The sequence below is a fragment of the Enterobacter sp. 302C9 genome, assembly GCF_034106085.1.
Classification (GTDB): domain Bacteria; phylum Pseudomonadota; class Gammaproteobacteria; order Enterobacterales; family Enterobacteriaceae; genus Enterobacter; species Enterobacter asburiae_B.
In genome coordinates, this window is record NZ_JAWNBW010000009.1 from 61,296 (window position 1) to 82,438 (window position 21,143).

General features: G+C 56.1%; 19 protein-coding genes. 4 read left to right on the plus strand and 15 right to left on the minus strand.

What is annotated here, in order from left to right:
- Window positions 1-13 precede the first annotated feature (13 nt).
- The 6 genes from ftsB to cysG form a co-directional block, all read right to left on the minus strand.
- Entirely contained in the window at window positions 14-325 is a 312-nt protein-coding gene (gene ftsB / locus UR289_RS16545) for a cell division protein FtsB (RefSeq protein WP_008499609.1), read from the minus strand.
- 166 nt (window positions 326-491) lie between these two features.
- Window positions 492-818, minus strand: coding sequence for a DUF3561 family protein (locus tag UR289_RS16550; protein WP_008499610.1), 327 nt, complete (start codon window positions 816-818; stop codon window positions 492-494).
- Window positions 819-876: 58 nt separating this feature from the next.
- Entirely contained in the window at window positions 877-1,482 is a 606-nt protein-coding gene (gene cysC, locus UR289_RS16555; RefSeq protein ID WP_010434543.1) for an adenylyl-sulfate kinase, read from the minus strand.
- On the minus strand, window positions 1,482-2,906 hold the full coding sequence (gene cysN / locus UR289_RS16560) for a sulfate adenylyltransferase subunit CysN (RefSeq protein WP_023308996.1): 1,425 nt from the start codon (window positions 2,904-2,906) through the stop codon (window positions 1,482-1,484). The genes cysC and cysN overlap by 1 nt, the downstream gene beginning before the upstream one ends.
- Window positions 2,907-2,915: 9 nt before the next feature.
- A complete protein-coding gene (gene cysD / locus UR289_RS16565) occupies window positions 2,916-3,824 on the minus strand; it encodes a sulfate adenylyltransferase subunit CysD (RefSeq protein ID WP_010434549.1) in 909 nt (302 codons plus the stop codon).
- A gap of 9 nt (window positions 3,825-3,833) precedes the next feature.
- Window positions 3,834-5,192 (minus strand): siroheme synthase CysG, encoded by a 1,359-nt coding sequence (cysG, locus tag UR289_RS16570; protein ID WP_414146683.1) that lies wholly within the window; start codon window positions 5,190-5,192, stop codon window positions 3,834-3,836.
- A gap of 237 nt (window positions 5,193-5,429) precedes the next feature.
- Between cysG and UR289_RS16575 the strand changes: the two genes are divergently transcribed.
- Window positions 5,430-6,473, plus strand: a complete 1,044-nt coding sequence (locus UR289_RS16575) for an aminopeptidase (protein ID WP_320710968.1) — start codon at window positions 5,430-5,432, stop codon at window positions 6,471-6,473.
- Window positions 6,474-6,577: 104 nt separating this feature from the next.
- Here UR289_RS16575 and cysH read toward each other — a convergent pair whose 3' ends face one another.
- From cysH to cysJ, 3 genes are read right to left on the minus strand one after another with little or no spacing between them, the layout of a single operon-like run.
- Window positions 6,578-7,312 (minus strand): phosphoadenosine phosphosulfate reductase, encoded by a 735-nt coding sequence (gene cysH, locus UR289_RS16580; protein ID WP_320710970.1) that lies wholly within the window; start codon window positions 7,310-7,312, stop codon window positions 6,578-6,580.
- A gap of 15 nt (window positions 7,313-7,327) precedes the next feature.
- The gene (gene cysI, locus UR289_RS16585; RefSeq protein WP_023309000.1) at window positions 7,328-9,040 is read right to left on the minus strand and encodes an assimilatory sulfite reductase (NADPH) hemoprotein subunit; all 1,713 of its coding nucleotides are present in this window, start codon (window positions 9,038-9,040) and stop codon (window positions 7,328-7,330) included.
- Window positions 9,040-10,845: an NADPH-dependent assimilatory sulfite reductase flavoprotein subunit gene (gene cysJ / locus UR289_RS16590; RefSeq protein WP_232938785.1), complete on the minus strand. Its 1,806-nt coding sequence runs from the start codon at window positions 10,843-10,845 to the stop codon at window positions 9,040-9,042. The genes cysI and cysJ overlap by 1 nt, the downstream gene beginning before the upstream one ends.
- Before the next feature lie 306 nt (window positions 10,846-11,151).
- Here cysJ and queD point away from each other — a divergent pair, with 306 nt between their 5' ends.
- Window positions 11,152-11,514, plus strand: coding sequence for a 6-carboxytetrahydropterin synthase QueD (gene queD / locus UR289_RS16595; RefSeq protein ID WP_023309002.1), 363 nt, complete (start codon window positions 11,152-11,154; stop codon window positions 11,512-11,514).
- A gap of 28 nt (window positions 11,515-11,542) precedes the next feature.
- Here queD and queE read toward each other — a convergent pair whose 3' ends face one another.
- The 3 genes from queE to UR289_RS16610 are packed head-to-tail and all read right to left on the minus strand — an operon-like array spanning window position 11,543 to window position 14,535.
- Complete coding sequence (gene queE / locus UR289_RS16600) at window positions 11,543-12,214, minus strand: 7-carboxy-7-deazaguanine synthase QueE (protein ID WP_023333236.1); 672 nt, start codon at window positions 12,212-12,214, stop codon at window positions 11,543-11,545.
- Window positions 12,215-12,268: 54 nt separating this feature from the next.
- Window positions 12,269-12,976: an N-acetylmannosamine-6-phosphate 2-epimerase gene (locus tag UR289_RS16605; RefSeq protein ID WP_320710972.1), complete on the minus strand. Its 708-nt coding sequence runs from the start codon at window positions 12,974-12,976 to the stop codon at window positions 12,269-12,271.
- Complete coding sequence (locus UR289_RS16610; RefSeq protein ID WP_033146417.1) at window positions 12,976-14,535, minus strand: PTS transporter subunit EIIC; 1,560 nt, start codon at window positions 14,533-14,535, stop codon at window positions 12,976-12,978. Before UR289_RS16610 ends, UR289_RS16605 begins: the two co-directional genes overlap by 1 nt.
- Window positions 14,536-14,700: 165 nt before the next feature.
- Here UR289_RS16610 and UR289_RS16615 point away from each other — a divergent pair, with 165 nt between their 5' ends.
- Both UR289_RS16615 and UR289_RS16620 read left to right on the plus strand, forming a co-directional pair.
- The gene (locus UR289_RS16615) at window positions 14,701-15,525 is read left to right on the plus strand and encodes a MurR/RpiR family transcriptional regulator (protein ID WP_029741550.1); all 825 of its coding nucleotides are present in this window, start codon (window positions 14,701-14,703) and stop codon (window positions 15,523-15,525) included.
- 358 nt (window positions 15,526-15,883) lie between these two features.
- Window positions 15,884-16,993, plus strand: coding sequence for an SDR family oxidoreductase (locus UR289_RS16620; RefSeq protein ID WP_087823265.1), 1,110 nt, complete (start codon window positions 15,884-15,886; stop codon window positions 16,991-16,993).
- Between the two features lie 53 nt (window positions 16,994-17,046).
- On the opposite strand, the gene eno is transcribed toward UR289_RS16620, so the two are convergent.
- The 3 genes from eno to mazG form a co-directional block, all read right to left on the minus strand.
- The gene (gene eno / locus UR289_RS16625; protein ID WP_023309012.1) at window positions 17,047-18,345 is read right to left on the minus strand and encodes a phosphopyruvate hydratase; all 1,299 of its coding nucleotides are present in this window, start codon (window positions 18,343-18,345) and stop codon (window positions 17,047-17,049) included.
- Between the two features lie 82 nt (window positions 18,346-18,427).
- Entirely contained in the window at window positions 18,428-20,065 is a 1,638-nt protein-coding gene (gene pyrG, locus UR289_RS16630; protein ID WP_023309013.1) for a glutamine hydrolyzing CTP synthase, read from the minus strand.
- 223 nt (window positions 20,066-20,288) lie between these two features.
- Entirely contained in the window at window positions 20,289-21,080 is a 792-nt protein-coding gene (gene mazG / locus UR289_RS16635; RefSeq protein ID WP_032660259.1) for a nucleoside triphosphate pyrophosphohydrolase, read from the minus strand.
- Window positions 21,081-21,143: the final 63 nt, after the last annotated feature.

Here is a 21,143-nt window from a genome sequence, read left to right on the forward strand (position 1 = left end):
ATCCTGGGCCTGATTATCGATTGTTTTGTGCTGAGCCCTGATTGCGTTTAGACGCATCCGGAACCAGACGATAAAAGGTTTCGCCCGGCTTAGTCATACTGAGTTCATTGCGTGCGCGTTCCTCAATCGCCTCTTGCCCGCCATTGAGGTCATCAATTTCAGCAAAGAGTTGATCGTTTCGCGCCTTAAGTTTGGCGTTTGTTGCCTGCTGAGCCGCGACGTCATCGCTCACCCGGCTATAGTCGTGCAGTCCGTTCTTACCGAACCACAGCGAATATTGCAGCCAGATTAGCAAAGCCAGCAACAGCAGCGTTAGTTTACCCATCCTGCCCCCTGAAAAACGGCATCATCATCCCAAGACTTCCCCAGAGCACTACGCCGGGGTAACAGAGATGCCGCAACATCGCGGGCAAATGTACCACATTTTTTCCGCAGAATCGTCCTGCACAATATCGTTACACAGTTGGTTACGGTTTGAATTATGGCTGAAGTTAGCCCATGAGCCACAAAAATAACAGACCAAACATGAGAACCACCGTCACAATCGTGACCACGGTGCTGTACAGGAGCTTACCGTTGAGCAGCGAGTGCAGCGCAATGCCGACGACAACCGCCACGGGCATCAGCGCCAGAAAGAAAGGCCAGGTGTAGAGAAAGAAGAACAGCGTGTTGCCGCCGTAGATGAGAAACGGAATGCCAAGCGCCAGCAGCCATGAGACGAAGCCAATGATGGCCCCAGGAAATGACCAGGTCGTTTCGTCGTCGGTCGCTAGCGGCTCCGACCCGGTGGTGGTGATGTAATGTTCACTGTTGCGCATAGCTAGTCCTGTGACCGTGACTCATCGTTCGGGAAGACAGCTCCCGAACGATACCGCCTCAGGATCTGATAATATCGTCCCGTCTGAGGAGGTCTAATAATTGGCTTACTAAATTTGTTACCAATTGTTGACCTTCCAGGTGAATTTCAGGCGATTCAGGCGCTTCGTATACCGCGTCAATTCCGGTGAAGTTGCGCAGTTCTCCGGCACGCGCTTTCTTGTACAGCCCTTTCGGGTCGCGCGCTTCGCAAATCTCCAGCGGCGTATCGACAAACACCTCGATAAAGCGATCCTGGCCCACGCGTTCGCGCACCATCTGGCGCTCGGCGCGGTGCGGAGAGATAAACGCGGTCAGCACCACCAGCCCGGCGTCAGCCATCAGGCTGGCGACTTCGCCCACCCGGCGGATGTTCTCTTTGCGGTCATCGTCGCTAAACCCTAAATCGCTGCACAGGCCGTGACGCACGTTGTCGCCATCCAGCAGGTACGTGCTTACGCCCTGCTGATGCAACGCCTCTTCCAGCGCGCCGGCCACCGTCGATTTGCCCGAGCCGGACAGCCCGGTAAACCACAGCACAACCCCACGATGACCGTGGAGCTGTTCGCGCTGGGCGACGGTGACCGGATGAGGATGCCAGACGACGTTCTCATCATGGGCGGCCATTACTTGCCTCCCAGCAGATCGCGTGCGCCCCAGTGCGGGAAGTGTTTACGCACCAGCGCGTTCAGTTCCAGCTCGAAGGCGCTGAATTCAGACGTCGCGGCAGCCTGTTTAATCGGTTCGCGAACCATACCGGCCCCGACGGTAACGTTGGTCAGCCTGTCGATAAAGATAAGACCTCCCGTGACCGGATTCTGCTGATACGGATCCAGCACCAGCGGTTCGTCGAAGGTCAGATCGACCAGACCAATGCCGTTCAGCGGCAGCTCGGTGACGTCACGCTGGGTCAGGTTGTTGATATCCACCTGGAACTGAATACCGTCCACGCGGGCGCGGGTTTTCTTGCCGGCAATTTTGATGTCATAGCTCTGGCCAGCGGTTAGCGGCTGTTCGGCCATCCACACCACGTCCACGGAAGCCCCCTGCACTGCCGCCAGCGTTTCCTGCGCGTCAACCAGCAGGTCGCCCCGGCTGATATCAATTTCGTCTTTCAGCACCAGCGTTACGGCTTCACCGGCGCCCGCTTCCTGCAGGTCACCGTCGAAGGTGACGATGCGGGCGATAGTCGATTCCACGCCGGATGGCAGCACCTTGACGCGCTGACCTACCTTCACGGAGCCTGACGCGAGGGTGCCTGAGAAGCCGCGGAAATCGAGGTTTGGACGGTTCACGTACTGCACCGGGAAGCGCATCGGCTGGGTATCGACCACGCGCTGAATTTCAACGGTTTCCAGCACTTCCAGCAGCGTCGGACCGCTGTACCACGGCATGTTCGCGCTCTGGGAGGCGACGTTATCCCCTTCCAGCGCCGAGAGTGGTACAAAGCGAATATCCAGGTTGCCCGGCAGCTGTTCGGCAAAGGTCAGATAGCTCTGGCGGATCTCCTCGAACTTCTCTTCGCTGAAGTTGACCAGATCCATCTTGTTGACCGCCACCACCAGGTGTTTGATCCCCAGCAGCGTCGAGATAAAGCTGTGGCGACGGGTCTGATCCAGCACGCCTTTACGCGCGTCCATCAGCAGGATCGCCAGGTCGCAGGTAGACGCGCCGGTCGCCATGTTGCGGGTGTACTGCTCGTGCCCCGGGGTGTCGGCGATAATAAATTTGCGCTTCTCGGTAGAGAAGTAGCGGTAGGCCACATCGATGGTGATGCCCTGCTCGCGCTCCGCCTGCAGGCCGTCCACCAGCAGCGCCAGGTCGAGTTTTTCACCCTGGGTGCCGTGACGCTTACTGTCGTTATGCAGGGAAGAGAGCTGATCTTCGTAAATCTGGCGCGTATCGTGCAACAGGCGGCCAATCAGGGTACTTTTCCCGTCATCCACGCTGCCGCAGGTCAGAAAACGCAGCAGGCTTTTGTGTTGTTGCGCGTGCAGATACGCTTCCACGCCGCCTTCGTTGGCAATTTGTTGAGCAATAGTAGTGTTCATGGCGGCTCCTTAGAAATAACCCTGACGTTTCTTCAGCTCCATGGAGCCTGCCTGGTCGCGGTCAATCACGCGCCCCTGTCGCTCGCTGGTGGTGGACACCAGCATCTCTTCGATGATCTCCGGCAGCGTCTGCGCGCTGGATTCCACCGCCCCGGTCAGCGGCCAGCAGCCGAGGGTACGGAAGCGCACCATCTGTTGTTTGATCACTTCGCCCGGCTGCAGGTCGATACGATCGTCGTCGATCATCATCAGCATGCCGTCGCGCTCCAGCACCGGGCGCTCGGCGGCCAGATACAGCGGAACGATTTCAATGTTTTCCAGATAGATGTACTGCCAGATATCCAGCTCGGTCCAGTTGGAGAGCGGGAAGACGCGAATGCTTTCGCCTTTGTTGATCTGGCCGTTGTAGTTGTGCCACAGCTCCGGACGCTGGTTTTTCGGATCCCAGCGGTGGAAGCGGTCGCGGAAGGAGTAGATACGCTCTTTGGCGCGGGATTTCTCCTCGTCACGGCGCGCGCCGCCGAAGGCCGCGTCAAAACCGTATTTGTTCAGCGCCTGCTTAAGCCCTTCGGTTTTCATGATATCGGTGTGCTTGGCGCTGCCGTGCACGAACGGGTTAATGCCCATCGCCACCCCTTCCGGGTTTTTATGCACCAGCAGCTCGCAGCCGTAGGCTTTCGCGGTACGGTCGCGGAACTCGTACATTTCGCGGAATTTCCAGCCGGTATCCACGTGCAGCAGCGGGAACGGCAGCGTGCCCGGATAAAACGCTTTACGCGCCAGATGCAGCATGACGCTGGAATCTTTACCGATGGAGTACATCATCACCGGGTTAGAAAACTCGGCGGCCACTTCGCGGATAATATGGATACTCTCCGCTTCGAGCTGCCGCAGGTGTGTAAGACGTTTTTGGTCCATAACCGTTCCTTAAGCCAAATTTACGACAGAAGAACCAAAGCCTTCTGTATCGGTTGTGTGTTGGAACCAGGCGAGCGTGCTGTGCAGCTGCACCACTTCACCCACCACGATCAGGGCGGGCATCGGGGCGTCTTTCGCCAGGGTTGCAAGATGTTCCAGCGTGCCCGTCGCAACGTGCTGATCGACGCGCGTGCCGCGAGAAATGACGGCAACGGGCGTCGTCGCCTCGCGACCGTGCTGAATAAGCTGTTCGCTGATGTCCGCGGCCTTCATCGTGCCCATGTATATCGCCAGCGTCTGGCGGCTCTGGGCGAGATGCGACCAGTCGAACGGCGTGCTGTCGGCCTTGTAGTGGCCGGTCACAAAGGTCACGCTCTGGGCGTAATCGCGGTGGGTCAACGGGATACCGGCGTAGGCCGTTACCGCAGAGGCCGCCGTGATGCCGGGCACCACCTGGAACGGTATGCCCGCTTCGGCTGCCGCCTGCAGTTCTTCGCCGCCGCGACCAAAAATGAACGGATCGCCCCCTTTCAGGCGCACCACGGTTTTACCCGCTTTGGCGGCGTCAACCAGCATCTGGTTGGTGTCGTGCTGCGGCACCGAGTGCTCGCCAGCCCGTTTGCCGACGCAGATTTGCTCCGCGTCGCGACGGATCAGCTCGCGCACGCCGTCGGTGACCAGATGGTCGTAGAACACCACGTCAGCGTCCTGCAGCACCTGCAGGCCGCGCAGCGTCAGAAGCCCGGCATCGCCCGGCCCAGCCCCCACCAGAATGATCTCCCCGCCCGTGCTGCCGGGGTTATCCAGTTCGTCCTCGAGAATTTTCTGCGCTGCCGTCTCATTACCGGCATGCATCAGGCTGGCAAAGCGGCCGCGAAACACGCGCTCCCAGAAGCGACGGCGTTCCGTTACGCTGGTCAGGCGCATTTTCAGGTGGTTGCGCCAGTAGCTGGCTTTTTCCGCCATGCCCCCGAGGCTGGTCGGCAGCAGCGCTTCGATTTTTTCACGCAGCACGCGCGCCAGCACCGGTGCGGTACCGCCGGAGGAGATCGCCACCAGCAGCGGAGAACGGTCAACGATCGACGGGAAGATGAACGAACATAACGGCTGGTCGTCCACCACGTTCACCAGGCGGTAACGGGCCTGAGCGGCGTCGGAAATCCGCCGGTTCAGGTCGCGATCTTCGGTCGCCGCAATCACCAGCACGACGCTGTCGATTTGTGATTCGTCAAAATCCGCTTCTGCCACTACCCGCACCTGCGCCCCTGCGCGTTGCAGAAACGCGATTTTGCGATCGGCAATTTCACCCGTGCCAACAACCAGCACAGGCTTCTCTTTTATCGCGGCAAATAAGGGCAGATAGTCCACAAGCAACAACTCACTAACAACGAGGAATAAAGGGACTATAGGGGGCGGCTTAGACCGAATGAAATTACGAATTGGAATGAGTAGTTACTCAATGGAATAACGCCGTGAAAAAGCTAATACCAAAAAGTGCTTAACACGCGAAATTTCGGGCATTTAAGACCAATTCAAATTGTGTATGGACGATCACAGTTTCATACTAGGCGGGTTATTATTTTGCTCAGTTTTTAAGGACTCACTATGTTTTCCGCAACGCGCCACCGTATTGCTGCCCTGGCGCTCGGCGTTTGCTTTATTCTTCCTGCCCAGGCAAAAAACCAACCTTATGGTGAAATCGCCACTATGCAGGCGCGGCATATTGCCACCGTCTTCCCTGGCCGCATGACCGGCTCGCCTGCGGAGATGCTCTCTGCGGACTATCTTCGCCAGCAGTTTGCCGGGATGGGCTACCAGAGCGATATCCGGTCGTTTCACAGCCGCTACGTCTATACCTCACGAAATAAAACGAAAAACTGGCATAACGTGACCGGCAGTACGGTTATCGCGGCGCATGAAGGTCGCGCGGCTGAACAGATTATTATCATGGCGCACCTTGATACCTACGCCCCGATGAGCGATGCCGATACGGATAACAACCTCGGCGGGCTGACGCTGCAGGGCATGGACGACAACGCGGCGGGCCTGGGCGTGATGCTCGAACTGGCCGAGCGGATGAAGGATATTCCAACCCAGTATGGCATTCGTTTCGTGGCCACCAGCGGGGAAGAAGAGGGCAAACTCGGCGCTGAGAATCTCCTTAAACGCATGAGCGCTGAGGAGAAGAAAAATACGCTGCTGGTGATCAACCTCGATAACCTGATCGTCGGCGATAAGCTTTATTTCAACAGCGGGCAGAGTACGCCGGGACCCGTGCGGAAACTGACGCGCGACCGGGCGCTGGCGATTGCCCGCAGTCATGGCGTTTTTGCCACCAGCAACCCTGGCGGTAACCCGGATTATCCGAGAGGAACGGGCTGCTGCAACGATGGGGAAGTGTTCGATAAAGCGGGCATTCCGGTGCTGTACGTGGAAGCGACAAACTGGGCATTGGGCAAGAAAGATGGCTATCAGCAGCGGGCTAAATCGAAAGCCTTCCCGGACGGGACAAGCTGGCACAACGTGATGCTGGATAATCAGCAGCACATTGACAGCGCGCTGCCGCAGCGGATTGAGCACCGCAGTCGTGATGTGGTGAAGCTCATGCTGCCGCTGGTGAAGGAGCTGGCGAAAGCAGGGAAAGCCTGAGGTTTTTAAGGCCTGATGCCCTCACCCCAACCCTCTCCCACAGGGAGAGGGAGGATAAGCCTTTGTAGGCCCGGTAAGCGCAGCGCCACCGGGCAAAAAGGTTATCACCCTTCGTGCAGCCCGCACTCGCGCTTCAGCCCAAAGAATCGTGTCTCTTCCTCCGCCATTCCCGGTTCCCATTTGCGCGTGGTGTGGATGTCGCCCACTGACAGATAGCCCTGGTCCCACAGCGGATGGTACTTCAGCCCGTGTTTTTGCAGATACTGATACACCGTCCGGTTATCCCAGTCGATAATCGGCAGCACTTTAAATACCCCGCGCTGGACCGCCAGCACCGGTAAGGTTGCACGGCTGCCGGACTGCTCGCGGCGCAGCCCCGCAAACCACGTCTGCGCATTGAGCTCTTTCAGCGCCCGGTTCATCGGCTCGACTTTGTTGATCTCATTGTATTTCTCAATGCCCTCAACGCCCTGCTCCCACAGCTTACCGTAGCGCGCCTCCTGCCAGGCCGCACTTTCCGTCGCGCGGTACACTTTGAGGTTCAGCTTGAGCTTGTCCGTCAGCTCGTCAATAAACTGGTAGGTTTCCGGGAACAGGTAGCCGGTATCGGTGAGGATCACCGGAATGTCCGGACGGATCTGATTCACCAGATGCAGGCTGACCGCCGCCTGAATACCAAAGCTCGACGAGAGCACATAGTCTCCCGGCAGGTTTTCCAGCGCCCACGCCACGCGCCCTTCGGCATCCAGCTTTTCAAGGCGGGCATTGGTTTCTGCCAGCGCCAGAATGCGTTCGACTTTAGGCAGATCGTTAAGGGCGTTTAGATCGAGTACGGACATAATTACCTCTCGTGGTTACTCCCAGAAATCCCTTGCGGGATCGAGCACCGGGCGAATGATGCCCGCACGCACCGTAAAGTCGCCGAAGCCTTCACCCGCTTCGCGCTCTTTCGCCCAGCGCCCGACAAGCTCGTCGATGGAATCAAGGATTTCCGGCTCGGTAATGTTCTCGCGGAACATACGCGGAATGCGCGTGCCGATACGGTTACCGCCCAGGTGCAAGTTGTAACGACCCGGCGCTTTCCCCACCAGACCCAGCTCGGCCAGCATCGCGCGGCCGCAGCCGTTCGGGCAGCCGGTGACGCGCATAACAATATGCTCGTCCGGAATACCGTGTTTTTCCAGAATCGCCTCCACTTTGTCAGTGAATGACGGCAGGAAACGTTCCGCTTCGGCCATCGCCAACGGACAGGTCGGGAACGACACGCAGGCCATGGAGTTTTCACGCTGCGGCTTAACCGCATCCATTAACCCGTGATCGCGCGCCAGCTTCTCTATCTTCGCCTTCTGGCTCTCCGGCACGCCGGCAATAATGAGATTCTGGTTAGCGGTAATGCGGAATTCGCCTTTATGGATCTTAGCAATTTCCAGCAGACCGGTTTTCAGCGGACGGCCCGGATAATCCAGAATACGGCCGTTTTCGATAAACAGCGTCAGGTGCCACTTATTATCGATACCCTTCACCCAGCCAATGCGATCGCCGCGACCGGTGAATTCGTAAGGGCGGATCGGCTCAAATTTGATCCCCGCACGACGCTCCACTTCCTCTTTGAACGTCTCAACGCCCACGCGCTCCAGGGTGTATTTGGTTTTCGCGTTTTTACGGTCGGTACGGTTGCCCCAGTCGCGTTGGGTGGTTACTACCGCTTCCGCCACGGCCAGCGTGTGCTCCAGCGGCAGGAAGCCGAACTCGCTCGCGGTACGGGCGTAGGTTTTCTTGTTACCGTGCTCAATGGACAGGCCGCCGCCCACCAGCAGGTTAAAGCCAATCAGCTTGCCGTTTTCGGCAATCGCCACGAAGTTCATGTCGTTGGCGTGCAGATCGATATCGTTCTGCGGTGGGATCACGACCGTGGTTTTAAACTTACGCGGCAGATAGGTCTGGCCAAGGATCGGTTCTTCGTCCGTGGTCGCGACTTTTTCCTGATCGAGCCAAATCTCCGCATAGGCGCGGGTGCGCGGCAGCAGATGCTCAGAGATCTTCTTCGCCCACTCATAGGCTTCGGCGTGCAGCTCGGACTCATACGGGTTCGAGGTGCAAAGCACGTTACGGTTCATGTCGTTGGCGGTCGCCAGCGCGTCCAGCCCGACCGAGTGCAGCATCTGATGCACCGGCTTGACGTTCTTCTTCAGAATGCCGTGGAACTGGAATGTCTGACGGTTGGTCAGGCGGATGCTGCCATAAATCGTGTTTTCACCGGCAAACTTGTCGATGGCCTGCCACTGTTTGGTGGTGATCACCCCGCCCGGCAGACGGCAGCGCAGCAGCATCGCATGACGCGGCTCCAGCTTCTGTTCGGCACGCTCGGCGCGGATGTCGCGATCGTCCTGCTGGTACATGCCGTGGAAGCGGATCAGCAGGAAGTTGTCGCCTTTGAAGCCGCCGGTGAGACCGTCATTCAGATCTTCAGCAATGGTGCCGCGCAGATAGTTGCTTTCCAGCTTCATGCGCTCGGCGTCTGTCAGTTTACCTTCGACCACCAGTGGCCCTGGATGTTTTTCGCTCATTAGTAGACATCTCGCTGATAACGGCGCTCAACGCGCAGCTCACTTAAAAATTCATCCGCCGTTTCGGCATCCATACCGCCGAATTCGGCAATCACTTCCAGCAGTGCCTGCTCAACGTCTTTCGCCATGCGATTGGCGTCGCCGCAGACATAAATGTGGGCACCGTCATTGATCCAGCGCCACAGCTCTGCGCCCTGTTCGCGCAGTTTATCTTGTACGTATACTTTTTCTTTCTGGTCGCGGGACCAGGCCAGATCGATGCGGGTCAGTACGCCTTCTTTCACATAGCGCTGCCACTCAACCTGGTAGAGGAAATCCTCGGTAAAGTGCGGGTTGCCGAAGAACAGCCAGTTTTTACCCGGCGCTTCATCTGCCGCGCGCTGCTGCATGAAGGCGCGGAACGGCGCAATGCCGGTGCCTGGGCCAATCATGATGACCGGCGTTTCCGGGTTCGCCGGCAGGCGGAAGTTGTCGTTGTGCTCGATAAAGACGCGCACTTCGCCCTCTTCTTCCACGCGATCCGCCAGGAAGCTTGATGCCCCACCCGCACGGGCGCGGCCTTCGATGTCGTAGCGCACCACGCCGACGGTAATATGCACTTCACTCTCCACTTCGGCCTGCGAAGAGGCGATGGAGTACAGGCGCGGCGTCAGCGGTCGCAGCAGGCCGATCAGCGCATCGGCATCCAGCTGAGCCGGAGAGAAACGCACCATATCGACAATTGGCGTCGTCGCGGCGTAATGCTGCAGCTTCGCCTTGTCGCCCACCAGCGGCAGCAGGGATTCGCTGCGCGTTAAGGTGGCATAATTTTCGACGATATTCGGGGTGTTCACCGTCAGCTCGAAATGCCACTGCAGCGCCTCTGCAAGCGGCTGGATTTTGCCGTCAACGGTGACGGGCTCGTCACCCTTCAGCCACAGCAGCTCAACCAGCTCTTTCACCAGAGCCGGATCGTTCTGATACCAGATACCCAGCGCGTCGCCCGGCTGATAGCGCAGGCCAGAGTCGCCGAGATCGATCTCGATATGGCGCACGTCTTTTTCCGAATCGCGGCCGGTGATTTTCTGGTTCACCGACAGGCTCGCCGTCAGCGGCGCCTCTTTGGTGTACGGGCTGGTGTGGATGTCGTTGACGGCACCCGTCGCGGTGAACGCGGCCTGCGCCGACGTCTCTTTCGGCACGCGCGCTTTCAGCACCTCAACGATGCGCGCACGCCATTCGGCGGCGGCGGTCTGGTATTCAACATCCGCGTCAACGCGGTCCAGCAGGCGCTCCGCGCCCAGCTCCGCCAGCCTGCTGTCGAAGTCTTTACCGGACTGGCAGAAGAATTCATACGAGGTATCGCCAAGGCCAAATACGGCAAACGCCGTGCCATCCAGCTTCGGCGCTTTTTTCGAGAACAGGAACTTATGCAGGGCCACCGCTTCTTCAGCAGGTTCACCTTCACCCTGCGTAGAGGCGACCACCACCAGCAGTTTTTCTGACGCGATTTGCTTAAATTTATAATCCCCGGCGTTGACCAGGTTCACGTTCAGTTTGGCGGCCAGCAGGTCGTCACGCAGCGCTTCGGCCACGCGGCGCGCATTGCCCGTCTGCGAGGCGGAAATCAGGGTAATGGCCGGAATTTCAACGGCCGTTACCGGTGCACCCGCCACAGCGCCAGGCTGCTGATTGAGCATTCCCCAGAAATAACCGGAGACCCAGGCAAGCTGAGTGGGAGAAAAATCAGAGGTGGCAGCCTGAAGGCGCGCCAGTTGCTCCGGGTTCAGGGGAAGCAAATTTGAAGGTGGGGCCTGTGTTGTCATGCGTCGTTATGTTCCAGTAGCCAAGCGGACTTTAAGCGAATAAATCCAAACTGAAGATAAGGTTAACGGCGAGGATAATAACAATTAAAGAAGGGATGGAAATAATAAATAACCAAATGGACTAACCTGTTTTAGTTGTCATACTTAGCGATAAAACCGATTAATTAACCCTCTGAAAATTATCGATAAAAGCATCAAAAAACGCCTGTTAACGAGACGCCAGGCTTCAGAGCCGTTTTAGTTAATGCTAAAAATTGTGCTTTCCGGTACTATGCGGCGGTTTTTTCCGCATTACTGAGAGCGATCATGTCCACCACACTGTTTAAAGATTTCACCTTCGAAGCCGCCCACCACCTTCCGCATGTCCCTGAAGGGCATAAATGCGGCCGTCTGCACGGGCATTCGTTCATGGTGCGTCTTGAGATCACCGGTGAAGTTGATCCGCATACCGGTTGGATCATGGATTTTGCCGAACTGAAGGCGGCGTTTAAGCCGACCTACGATCGTCTGGATCATTACTACCTGAATGATATCCCGGGCCTTGAAAACCCGACCAGCGAAGTGCTGGCGAAATGGATTTGGGATCAGATGAAGCCGCTGGTACCGCTGCTGAGCGCGGTGATGATTAAAGAGACCTGTACCGCCGGCTGTATCTATCGCGGGGAGTAAAAAAAGCCCGGCTAAACCGGGCTTTTTTTTAGGCAATATTCAGGTATTTGTGCGTCTGCATCGACAGGCGCCAGTTGCGCGCAATACAGGTTTCAATGCACAGGCGCGTCGCGTCGTCTTTCTGGCTGATCGGCTGTAGCGCAATGACGCGCTGCTTTTCATCCGTCAGCGTTGCCAGCAGTTCATCCAGCGCTTCGATATCACGCACGCGCCCAACCGGGTGCTTAATCTCATCCGCGCGTTCCAGCGCCTGAGACAGCACGTCATACCCGCCGCGCATATTCACTTTTGGCGATACCGTCACCCAGGTGGTGTGTGAACAGCGCACTTCATGGGTGCCGCTGGTCTCAATCTGGCAGCTGTAGCCGTTCTTTTCGAGCAACTCGGTCAGCGGCGTCAGATCGTGGATGCAGGGTTCACCGCCGGTGATCACGACGTGGCGCGCCGTCCAGCCCTGACGACCAATAATGGCCAGCAGATCTTCTGAACTGCCCGCGCCCCACTTATCGCTCTCTTTGGTTTTCGCCAGAATGCTAAACAGCGACACTTCCCGATCTGCGAGCTTATCCCACGTATGTTTGGTATCACACCAGGCACAGCCAACCGGGCATCCCTGTAAACGAATGAAAATAGCGGGAACGCCGGTAAAGTAACCCTCGCCTTGCAGGGTCTGGAACATCTCGTTAATCGGGTACTGCATAGTCATCTCAGTAAAGGGGATAAACGATAAGTATCGCAGATCCCCGCCGGATGGTCATGCTCCATCGGTGCTTTGCGCGCCAATCGCCGCCATAAAACGCTCGGTAATTTGCTGTGGACGGGTGATGGCGCCGCCGACCACCACCGTATGCGCGCCCAGCGCCAGGCATCTGGCCGCGCGTTCAGGCGTATCCACGTTGCCTTCGGCAACCACGGGAACCGTCACGGCAGCCAGCACGGCCTTCAGAAACGCGCAGTCATTTTCCGGAAGCGAATGGCCCGCCGTTTCCGCCGTATAGCCGTAAAGCGTGGTGCCGACACAGTCAAAGCCAAGCGCCTGCGCCGTCACTGCCTCTTCGACCGTGGAAATATCGGCCATCAGCAGTACTGAGGGGTAGCGCCAGCGGATGCGCGCGACCAGCGTTTCCAGGGATTCACCACCGGGGCGCTCCCGCGCCGTCGCATCGAGCGCTATGATTTCCGGAGAGGCGGCCATGAGCTCATCCACCTCTTTCATCGTGGCGGTGATAAACACCTCGCTTTCCGGGTAATCCCGTTTGATGATGCCGATAACAGGCAAAGAGACCCGCTGCTTAATGGCCTCGATATCCACCACGCTGTTGGCACGAATGGCGGCGGCCCCGCCCTGTGCCGCCGCCAGCGCCATGCGCGACATAATAAACGGGCTATGCAGCGGTTCATTTTCCAGCGCCTGACAGGAGACGACCAGTTTTCCCTTCAGGTTATCCAGTACAGTTTTCATTACGATAAAATCTCTTCCACTTCGTTTTTGATAATCGTGACGTGCGGGCCATAAATGACCTGAACCCCGTTACCGCGCACGATAACGCCGCGCGCGCCGGTGGCTTTCAGCGCCGCGTCATTCACTTTGCTGCCGTCCTTCACCGTGACGCGAAGACGCGTGGCGCAGCAGTCCACCTCTTCCAGATTCTCTTTTCCGCCTAATCCCGCGATCACCGCAACGGCGCGCTCGCTCTGCGAGAAGGTCACCTCATTGGCCATCGCCTCCTTTTCCCGACCCGGCGTGGCAAAATCAAAACGGTTAATCAGATAGCGGAAGGTGAAGTAGTAAAGGAAGAACCACGGCACGCCCACCAGGGGAACGAACATCCAGTTGGTTTTGGCCTCTCCCTGCAAAATGCCGAACAGCACGAAGTCGATAAAACCGCCGGAGAAGGTTTGCCCGATGGTGATATGCAGCATGTGCGCGAGCATGAACGCCAGCCCGTCAAACAGCGCATGAATGACGTAAAGCACCGGCGCAATAAACAGGAAGGAAAACTCGATAGGCTCGGTAATCCCGGTCAGGAACGAGGTTAGCGCCGCAGAGAGCAGCAGCCCGGCAACGCGCTTTTTGTTCTCCGGTTTTGCCGTGTGGTACATCGCCAGGCACGCGCCGAGCAGGCCAAACATCATCGTAATAAAGCGCCCGGACATGAAGCGCGACGTGCCTTCATAGAAATGCTGCGTGTTCGGGTCGGCCAGCTGGGCGAAGAAGATCCGCTGTGTGCCCTCGACGAGGTGACCGTTGACAATCTCGCTGCCGCCGAGCGCGGTGGTCCAGAACGGCAGATAGAAGATGTGGTGCAAACCAAACGGGCCCAGCATGCGTAAAATGAAGCCGTACAGCAGGGTGCCCAGATAGCCGGTGGCATCCACCAGCCCGCCGAGACCAAAAATCAGTTTCTGAAAATGCGGCCAGACCACCGTCATGAGCGCGCCGACGAGTATCGCCGCCAGCGAGCTGATGATGGGAACAAAGCGCGAGCCGCCAAAGAACCCGAGGAACTGCGGAAGCGCAATTTTATTAAACCGATGATGGAGCGTGCAGGTCACCAGACCAATCACCACGCCGCCGAACACGCCGGTTTCCAGCGTCTGGATCCCCAGCGTCATGCCCTGCCCCACAGCGCCCGGGTTCTCGTGCGCCAGTTTGCCGGTGAGGATCAGCAGCGCGTTGATGGTGGCATTCATCACCAGAAACGCGAGTAGCGCCGCCAGCCCAGCCGTGCCCTTATCGCTTTTTGCCAGCCCGACGGCTACCCCAACCGCAAACAGCACCGAGAGGTTCGCAAACACGATTGAACCGGCGCTGCTCATGATAGTGAAAATGGCCTGCAGCCAGCCCACATCTAAAAACGGATAAGCCGCCAGCGTATTGGGATTCGATAACGCGCCGCCTATCCCCAGCAGCAGGCCCGCCGCGGGCAGCACGGCGATAGGCAACATAAAGGATTTACCAAAGCGCTGCGCTTTTTCAAACCATCCCCCCGAAGAAGCACCACTGAACATTTGCATCATTTTTTCATCTCCCCGTTAAACGATGAAAATTTTTACCACATAAATATCGCTCAGTGAAAATTATCATCAAAAACCAGGAAGCCGATCATACTTTTTCAAAATGACTGGCATCTTTCCCCTCCTTTCCGCCACACTAGTCGCAGCGAAACACATTAAGGACGTGGCATGTCGGACCATGAAAATCTGCTGCTGAAGCTCCGCCAGGAGGCTTCCGGGTACAGCCCAACGCAACAAAAACTCGGTGAGTTTGTCCTCAGCGATCCTGCCCGGGTGCTCTACCTGACGATCACTGAACTGGCGCGCGAGAGCCACACCAGCGAAGCCAGCGTCACGCGCCTTTGCCGGACGCTGGGCTGCAAGGGCTATAACGAATTTAAAATGGCGCTTGCGCTGGATATTCAGCAGGGCCAGCCCGCGCGTCAGGCGGGGGATGAGATTGATAACGTCGTGGATGAGTCGGTGCAGGCTTTGCAGGATACCGCCAGACTCCTCGACCGCACGCTGCTTGAAAAAGCGGCGCTGGCGCTGCATCAGGCGCAATCCGTGCAGATTTATGGCGTCGCGGCCAGCGCGATCCTCGGCGAGTATCTGCATTACAAGCTGCTGCGGCTGGGAAAACCCGCACAGCTGTTTAGCGATATGCACCGCGCGGCCATGAATGCGACAACGCTTTCGAAAGATACGCTGGTTGTGGCCATCTCCAGCTCGGGTTCAACGCGGGATTTACTCCACGTGGTGAAGCTTGCCCGCAAGCGCGGCGTTAAGGTTCTGGCGCTCAGCAATACGCCCCGCAGCCCGCTGGCGTCTCTGAGCGACATGCAGCTGGTTGCCGCCAAACCAGAAGGCCCTCTAAGTGCAGGCGCGCTCAATGCTAAGGTTGGAGTGATGCTGCTGGTCGAGCTGTTGACCACGTCCATGATTGCGCTGGATGGTCATTACGGCGACGTTAGCCAGCAAACAGCCAGCGCCACGCTTCCCCTTTTGCTCTGAAAATCATTCGCAGGCTAAATAAATCGGCCTGCGATTTATGTTGTCTGATTTGAGTTAAGTGGTATTTAAAACATTTATTGAATAAATGTTTGGTGTAACAAATTATTATATTTATTACATTTTGAATTACGTTCACTATTAGGTACAGACTTCATAAAAACAATTAAATTCAATGAGTTAAAATTTAAATCTTAATAGAGTGAATTTTTACCCTTGCGATACTGTCCAATATATCCACCTGATTTCCTTTCCTTAAAATAAGCTTAAGACGCCATTGATTTCGGCGTTTTATTATTTAAATGCCGTTTACTTTTGCACGCCTACAATCCGCCTCATCAATCATAATGAGACGGTATTAATGAAGATGTTATTGATTACAGGCGTGACCGGATTTCTGGGTGGTGCAGTTCTTGAAAAAATCCTGACCAGCGATCAACCCGCAAAACTCCTTTTACTTGCGCGCGCCAGCGATCCGCAGAGCGGGCTGGAGCGCGTGCTGGAGAACATGCGCAAGTTCAACGTTCCCGAGGACAAACTGGCCTCCTTGAAGGTGGATAATATTCTGATTGGCGACCTCAGCCAGTCGGATGCCTTCCTGAACGATCCCCGTCTGGATCGGGTCACGCACGTGGTTAACTGTGCGGCCGTGGCCTCATTTGGTAATAACCCGCTGATCTGGAAGGTCAACGTTGAAGGTACGCTCGCGCTGGCGCGCCGTATGGAGCAGGTCACGGGCCTGCAGCGTTTCCTCCACGTCGGCACCGCAATGTCATGCACGCCGGAGCAAGATTCACTGGTCGCCGAAAGCGCTGAATTCAGAGAGAATGCTGAACACCTGGTGGAATACACGTTTTCGAAGTCAACCATCGAACAGCTGATGCGCCAGGAGTGCCCTAACCTGCCGCTGCTCATCGCCCGTCCGTCCATCGTCGTCGGCCATACCCGTCACGGCTGCACGCCGTCGAGCAGCATTTTCTGGGTCTTTAGCATGGGCCTGATGCTGCAGAAGTTTATGTGCTCAATGGAAGACCGGATTGACGTTGTTCCGGTGGATTATTGCGCCGACGCGATGTTAATGCTGCTCAACAGCAACGCTCGTCCGGGAGAAGTGGTGCACATTTCTGCGGGAGAAGAGAACAGCGTTCGCTTTGCGGATATCGATCAGGCAATGGCGCAGGCGCTGGAGAAAGCCCCCGTCGGGGATAAATATGCGCAGGTCAGCTACGAAACGCTGGTCAGAATGCGCCGCGAGCTGAAACATATTTTTGGGCCGTGCAACGAACGTCTGATGCTGAAAGCCATGCGTTTATACGGTGCATTTGCCACGCTTAACGTGCGCTTCAGCAACGATAAGCTGCTGAGCATGGGGATGCCGAAGCCGCCCCGGTTTACGGATTATATCGCCCGCTGCGTGCAAACCACCCAGGGGCTGACCATTCCGGAGCAAATGGCGGTCGATTTTAAATAGCCAAAAAAAATGCCAGTCATTCGACTGGCATTTTCATTTTAAGGCTTAAGCAATTATGCCTGGCCTTTGATCTCTTTCAGACCGTTGTATGGTGCTTTTTCGCCCAGCGCTTCTTCGATACGAATCAGCTGGTTGTATTTAGCAACACGGTCAGAACGGCTCATAGAACCGGTTTTGATCTGGCCTGCAGCGGTACCTACAGCCAGGTCGGCAATGGTAGCGTCTTCAGTTTCGCCAGAACGGTGAGAGATAACAGCGGTGTAGCCAGCGTCTTTCGCCATTTTGATCGCAGCCAGAGTTTCGGTCAGAGAACCGATCTGGTTGAATTTGATCAGGATGGAGTTAACGATGCCTTTCTCGATGCCTTCTTTCAGGATCTTGGTGTTGGTTACGAACAGGTCGTCACCAACCAGCTGGATTTTGTCGCCCAGTACTTTAGTCTGGTATGCGAAGCCAGCCCAGTCAGACTCGTCCAGACCGTCTTCGATAGACACGATTGGGTACTGTTTGGTCAGGTCTTCCAGGAAGTGAGTGAACTCTTCGGAGGTGAACGCTTTGTTGCCTTCGCCAGCCAGAACGTATTTACCGTCTTTGTAGAATTCAGATGCTGCACAGTCCATCGCCAGGGTGATGTCTTTGCCCAGCTCGTAGCCAGCAGCTTTAACTGCTTCTGCGATAACGGCCAGCGCTTCTGCGTTAGAACCCAGGTTTGGCGCATAGCCACCTTCGTCACCAACAGCAGTGTTCATACCTTTAGCTTTCAGAACTTTAGCCAGGTTGTGGAACACTTCAGAACCCATACGTACCGCTTCTTTCAGGGATTTCGCGCCAACTGGCTGAATCATGAATTCCTGAATATCAACGTTGTTGTCTGCGTGCTCACCACCGTTGATGATGTTCATCATTGGTACAGGCATGGAGTATTTGCCTGGGGTGCCGTTCAGTTCAGCGATGTGCTCGAACAGTGGCATACCTTTCGCAGCAGCAGCCGCTTTGGCGTTCGCCAGAGAAACAGCCAGGATTGCGTTCGCACCGAAGTTAGATTTGTTTTCAGTACCGTCCAGATCGATCATGATCTTGTCGATGCCAGCCTGGTCTTTGGCGTCTTTGCCAAGGATTGCCTGAGCAATCGGACCGTTTACAGCGCCAACCGCTTTCAGTACGCCTTTGCCCAGGAAGCGGGATTTGTCGCCATCGCGCAGTTCCAGCGCTTCGCGAGAACCAGTAGAAGCACCTGATGGAGCAGCAGCCATACCAACGAAACCACCTTCCAGGTGAACTTCGGCTTCAACGGTCGGGTTACCACGGGAGTCGATGATTTCACGACCGATGACTTTAACGATTTTGGACATTAGATTTTCCTCAGTACAAGTTAAACTAAAACTCCAGACAAACAACGCGTACCAAAGGTACGCGTTGCCGTTCTAACTTTTTTTACTTCGCCTGACGCTTCTGGTAGTCGCTGGCGGCCTTCACGAAGCCTGCAAACAGCGGATGTCCGTCACGTGGCGTTGAAGTAAATTCCGGGTGGAACTGGCAGGCGACAAACCACGGATGGTTTGGCACTTCAATGATCTCGACTAACTGATCATCCCCGGAGCGGCCCGCAACACGCAGGCCCGCGGCTTCAATAGGTTTCAACAACATGTTGTTGACTTCATAGCGGTGACGATGGCGCTCGGTGATGACCGGCTCGCCGTACAGCTTGCGAACCACGCTATCGTCAGACAGCTGGCAGGCCTGTGCGCCAAGACGCATGGTGCCACCCAGATCGCTCTTCTCGGTACGGACTTCGACGTTACCTTCTTCGTCACGCCATTCAGTGATAAGCGCCACAACAGGGTACTTACAGTCTGGCACAAATTCCGTAGAGTTCGCGTTTTCCATTCCCGCTACGTTGCGCGCAAATTCGATCAGCGCAACCTGCATACCCAGACAGATGCCGAGGTATGGAATATTGTTTTCACGCGCATAGCGCGCGGTGGCGATCTTGCCTTCTACACCACGGTAGCCGAAGCCGCCAGGGATGAGGATAGCATCCAGATCTTTCAGGATTTCAACGCCACGCGTTTCAACATCCTGCGAATCAATCAGCTTGATGTTCACGGAAACACGGTTCTTCAGACCACCGTGTTTCAGCGCTTCGATCACTGACTTATAGGCATCCGGCAGTTCAATGTACTTGCCGACCATACCGATAGTCACTTCCCCTGCCGGGTTGGCTTCTTCATAAATAACCTGTTCCCATTCAGACAGGTTCGCTTCCGGACAGTTCAAGCTGAATCGTTTACAAATATAATCGTCCAGGCCCTGAGATTTCAACAGGCCCGGGATTTTATAAATGGAATCGACATCTTTCATTGAAATAACGGCTTTTTCAGGCACGTTACAGAACAATGCAATTTTCGCACGTTCGTTCGCCGGAACCGCGCGATCGGAGCGGCAAACCAGGATATCTGGCTGAATACCAATGGAGAGCAGCTCTTTCACAGAGTGCTGAGTCGGCTTGGTTTTCACTTCACCTGCGGCGGCCATGTACGGCACCAGAGTCAGGTGCATGAACAGCGCGTGCTCACGGCCGATATCTACCGCCAGCTGACGAATCGCTTCCAGGAATGGCAGGGATTCGATATCACCCACGGTACCGCCGATTTCAACCAGCACCACGTCGTGGCCTTCGCCACCCGCAACAATGCGTTCTTTGATTGCGTTAGTGATGTGCGGGATAACCTGAACGGTTGCACCCAGATAGTCACCACGGCGCTCTTTACGCAGAACGTCGGAGTAGATGCGGCCAGTCGTGAAGTTATTACGACGGGTCATTTTGGTGCGGATGAAACGCTCGTAGTGGCCAAGATCCAGATCGGTTTCAGCGCCGTCTTCAGTAACGAACACTTCCCCGTGTTGGATTGGGCTCATGGTGCCCGGATCGACGTTGATGTACGGATCCAGTTTCATCATGGTCACATTGAGGCCACGGGCTTCAAGAATGGCTGCGAGGGAGGCTGCGGCAATGCCTTTACCCAGAGAGGATACGACCCCGCCGGTCACAAAAATATAGTTCGTTGTCATGCTGAACCTGAGAAGTTAGGGTGAAACGATGGAATAACCAGGACGGGAAAGTAGTATACCCGAACACGGCGAGCGCCACAAACTTTCATTCTCCGTCTCCATTCCAGGCCATGACAAACATAAGGAGTGAGAAAATAGCCCCTTTTGGGTAAATGTTTTTGACGCAAATCAAGCGCTTGTCATTTAAAAAATCACACAAATTGCGCTTGATCGCAAAATCTCGTTAGAGATCAGATTCCTGGCGCTTTACTTCTTGCCAGACTTCTTCCATCGCTTCGAGGTCAATTCCGCTCATTTCCAGGCCTCGCGAGGCGACAATCCGCTCAACTTCGCGAAAGCGTCGTTCGAATTTTATATTGGCTTTTTGCAGGGCGGTTTCCGCTTTTACACCCAGATGGCGAGAAAGGTTGACGGTCGCAAACAGCAGGTCGCCCATCTCTTCCTCAAGCTTTGCTTCATCCACCACCGCCTGCTGCGCTTCGTGCATGACTTCGTCAATCTCTTCGTGCACTTTATCCAGCACCGGGCCGAGGGAGGTCCAGTCAAAACCGACGGCGGAGCAGCGTTTCTGGATTTTATGCGCGCGCATCAGCGCGGGCAGGCTCAGCGGAATATCATCCAGCGCCGAGTGCTGGGATTTTTCCGCTCGCTCGGCGCTTTTGATCTGCTCCCAGCGGGCCAGCACCTCAGCGCTGTTCCCTGCGGTGGCATCGCCGAAGATATGGGGATGACGGCGCTCAAGCTTGTCGCTGATGGCAGCGCAGATATCGTCAAAGTTAAAGCGCCCCTCTTCCTGCGCCATTTGCGCATAGAACACCACCTGGAACAGCAGGTCGCCCAGCTCGCCGCGCAGGTCGTCAAAATCTTCGCGGGAAATGGCGTCCAGCACCTCGTAGGTCTCTTCGAGGGTATAAGGCGCAATGGTGGCGAAAGTCTGCTCTTTGTCCCACGGGCAGCCGTTTTCCGGGTCGCGCAGGCGTTTCATGATGCCGAGCAGGCGGTCGATTTGAGTCATAGTGTTTTCCATTAAAAAAACAAGCCGGGTGGCGGCAAAGCCTTACCCGGCCTACAGAAGAGT

Excerpts from the sequence above, each read along its gene's own strand:
- ftsB (WP_008499609.1), bottom strand. The coding sequence starts at position 325 with ATGGGTAAACTAACGCTGCTGTTGCTGGCTTTGCTAATCTGGCTGCAA.
- UR289_RS16550 (WP_008499610.1), bottom strand. The coding sequence starts at position 818 with ATGCGCAACAGTGAACATTACATCACCACCACCGGGTCGGAGCCGCTA.
- cysC (WP_010434543.1), bottom strand. The coding sequence starts at position 1,482 with ATGGCCGCCCATGATGAGAACGTCGTCTGGCATCCTCATCCGGTCACC.
- cysN (WP_023308996.1), bottom strand. The coding sequence starts at position 2,906 with ATGAACACTACTATTGCTCAACAAATTGCCAACGAAGGCGGCGTGGAA.
- cysD (WP_010434549.1), bottom strand. The coding sequence starts at position 3,824 with ATGGACCAAAAACGTCTTACACACCTGCGGCAGCTCGAAGCGGAGAGT.
- UR289_RS16575 (WP_320710968.1), top strand. The coding sequence starts at position 5,430 with ATGTTTTCCGCAACGCGCCACCGTATTGCTGCCCTGGCGCTCGGCGTT.
- cysH (WP_320710970.1), bottom strand. The coding sequence starts at position 7,312 with ATGTCCGTACTCGATCTAAACGCCCTTAACGATCTGCCTAAAGTCGAA.
- cysI (WP_023309000.1), bottom strand. The coding sequence starts at position 9,040 with ATGAGCGAAAAACATCCAGGGCCACTGGTGGTCGAAGGTAAACTGACA.
- cysJ (WP_232938785.1), bottom strand. The coding sequence starts at position 10,845 with ATGACAACACAGGCCCCACCTTCAAATTTGCTTCCCCTGAACCCGGAG.
- queD (WP_023309002.1), top strand. The coding sequence starts at position 11,152 with ATGTCCACCACACTGTTTAAAGATTTCACCTTCGAAGCCGCCCACCAC.
- queE (WP_023333236.1), bottom strand. The coding sequence starts at position 12,214 with ATGCAGTACCCGATTAACGAGATGTTCCAGACCCTGCAAGGCGAGGGT.
- UR289_RS16605 (WP_320710972.1), bottom strand. The coding sequence starts at position 12,976 with ATGAAAACTGTACTGGATAACCTGAAGGGAAAACTGGTCGTCTCCTGT.
- UR289_RS16610 (WP_033146417.1), bottom strand. The coding sequence starts at position 14,535 with ATGATGCAAATGTTCAGTGGTGCTTCTTCGGGGGGATGGTTTGAAAAA.
- UR289_RS16615 (WP_029741550.1), top strand. The coding sequence starts at position 14,701 with ATGTCGGACCATGAAAATCTGCTGCTGAAGCTCCGCCAGGAGGCTTCC.
- UR289_RS16620 (WP_087823265.1), top strand. The coding sequence starts at position 15,884 with ATGAAGATGTTATTGATTACAGGCGTGACCGGATTTCTGGGTGGTGCA.
- eno (WP_023309012.1), bottom strand. The coding sequence starts at position 18,345 with ATGTCCAAAATCGTTAAAGTCATCGGTCGTGAAATCATCGACTCCCGT.
- pyrG (WP_023309013.1), bottom strand. The coding sequence starts at position 20,065 with ATGACAACGAACTATATTTTTGTGACCGGCGGGGTCGTATCCTCTCTG.
- mazG (WP_032660259.1), bottom strand. The coding sequence starts at position 21,080 with ATGACTCAAATCGACCGCCTGCTCGGCATCATGAAACGCCTGCGCGAC.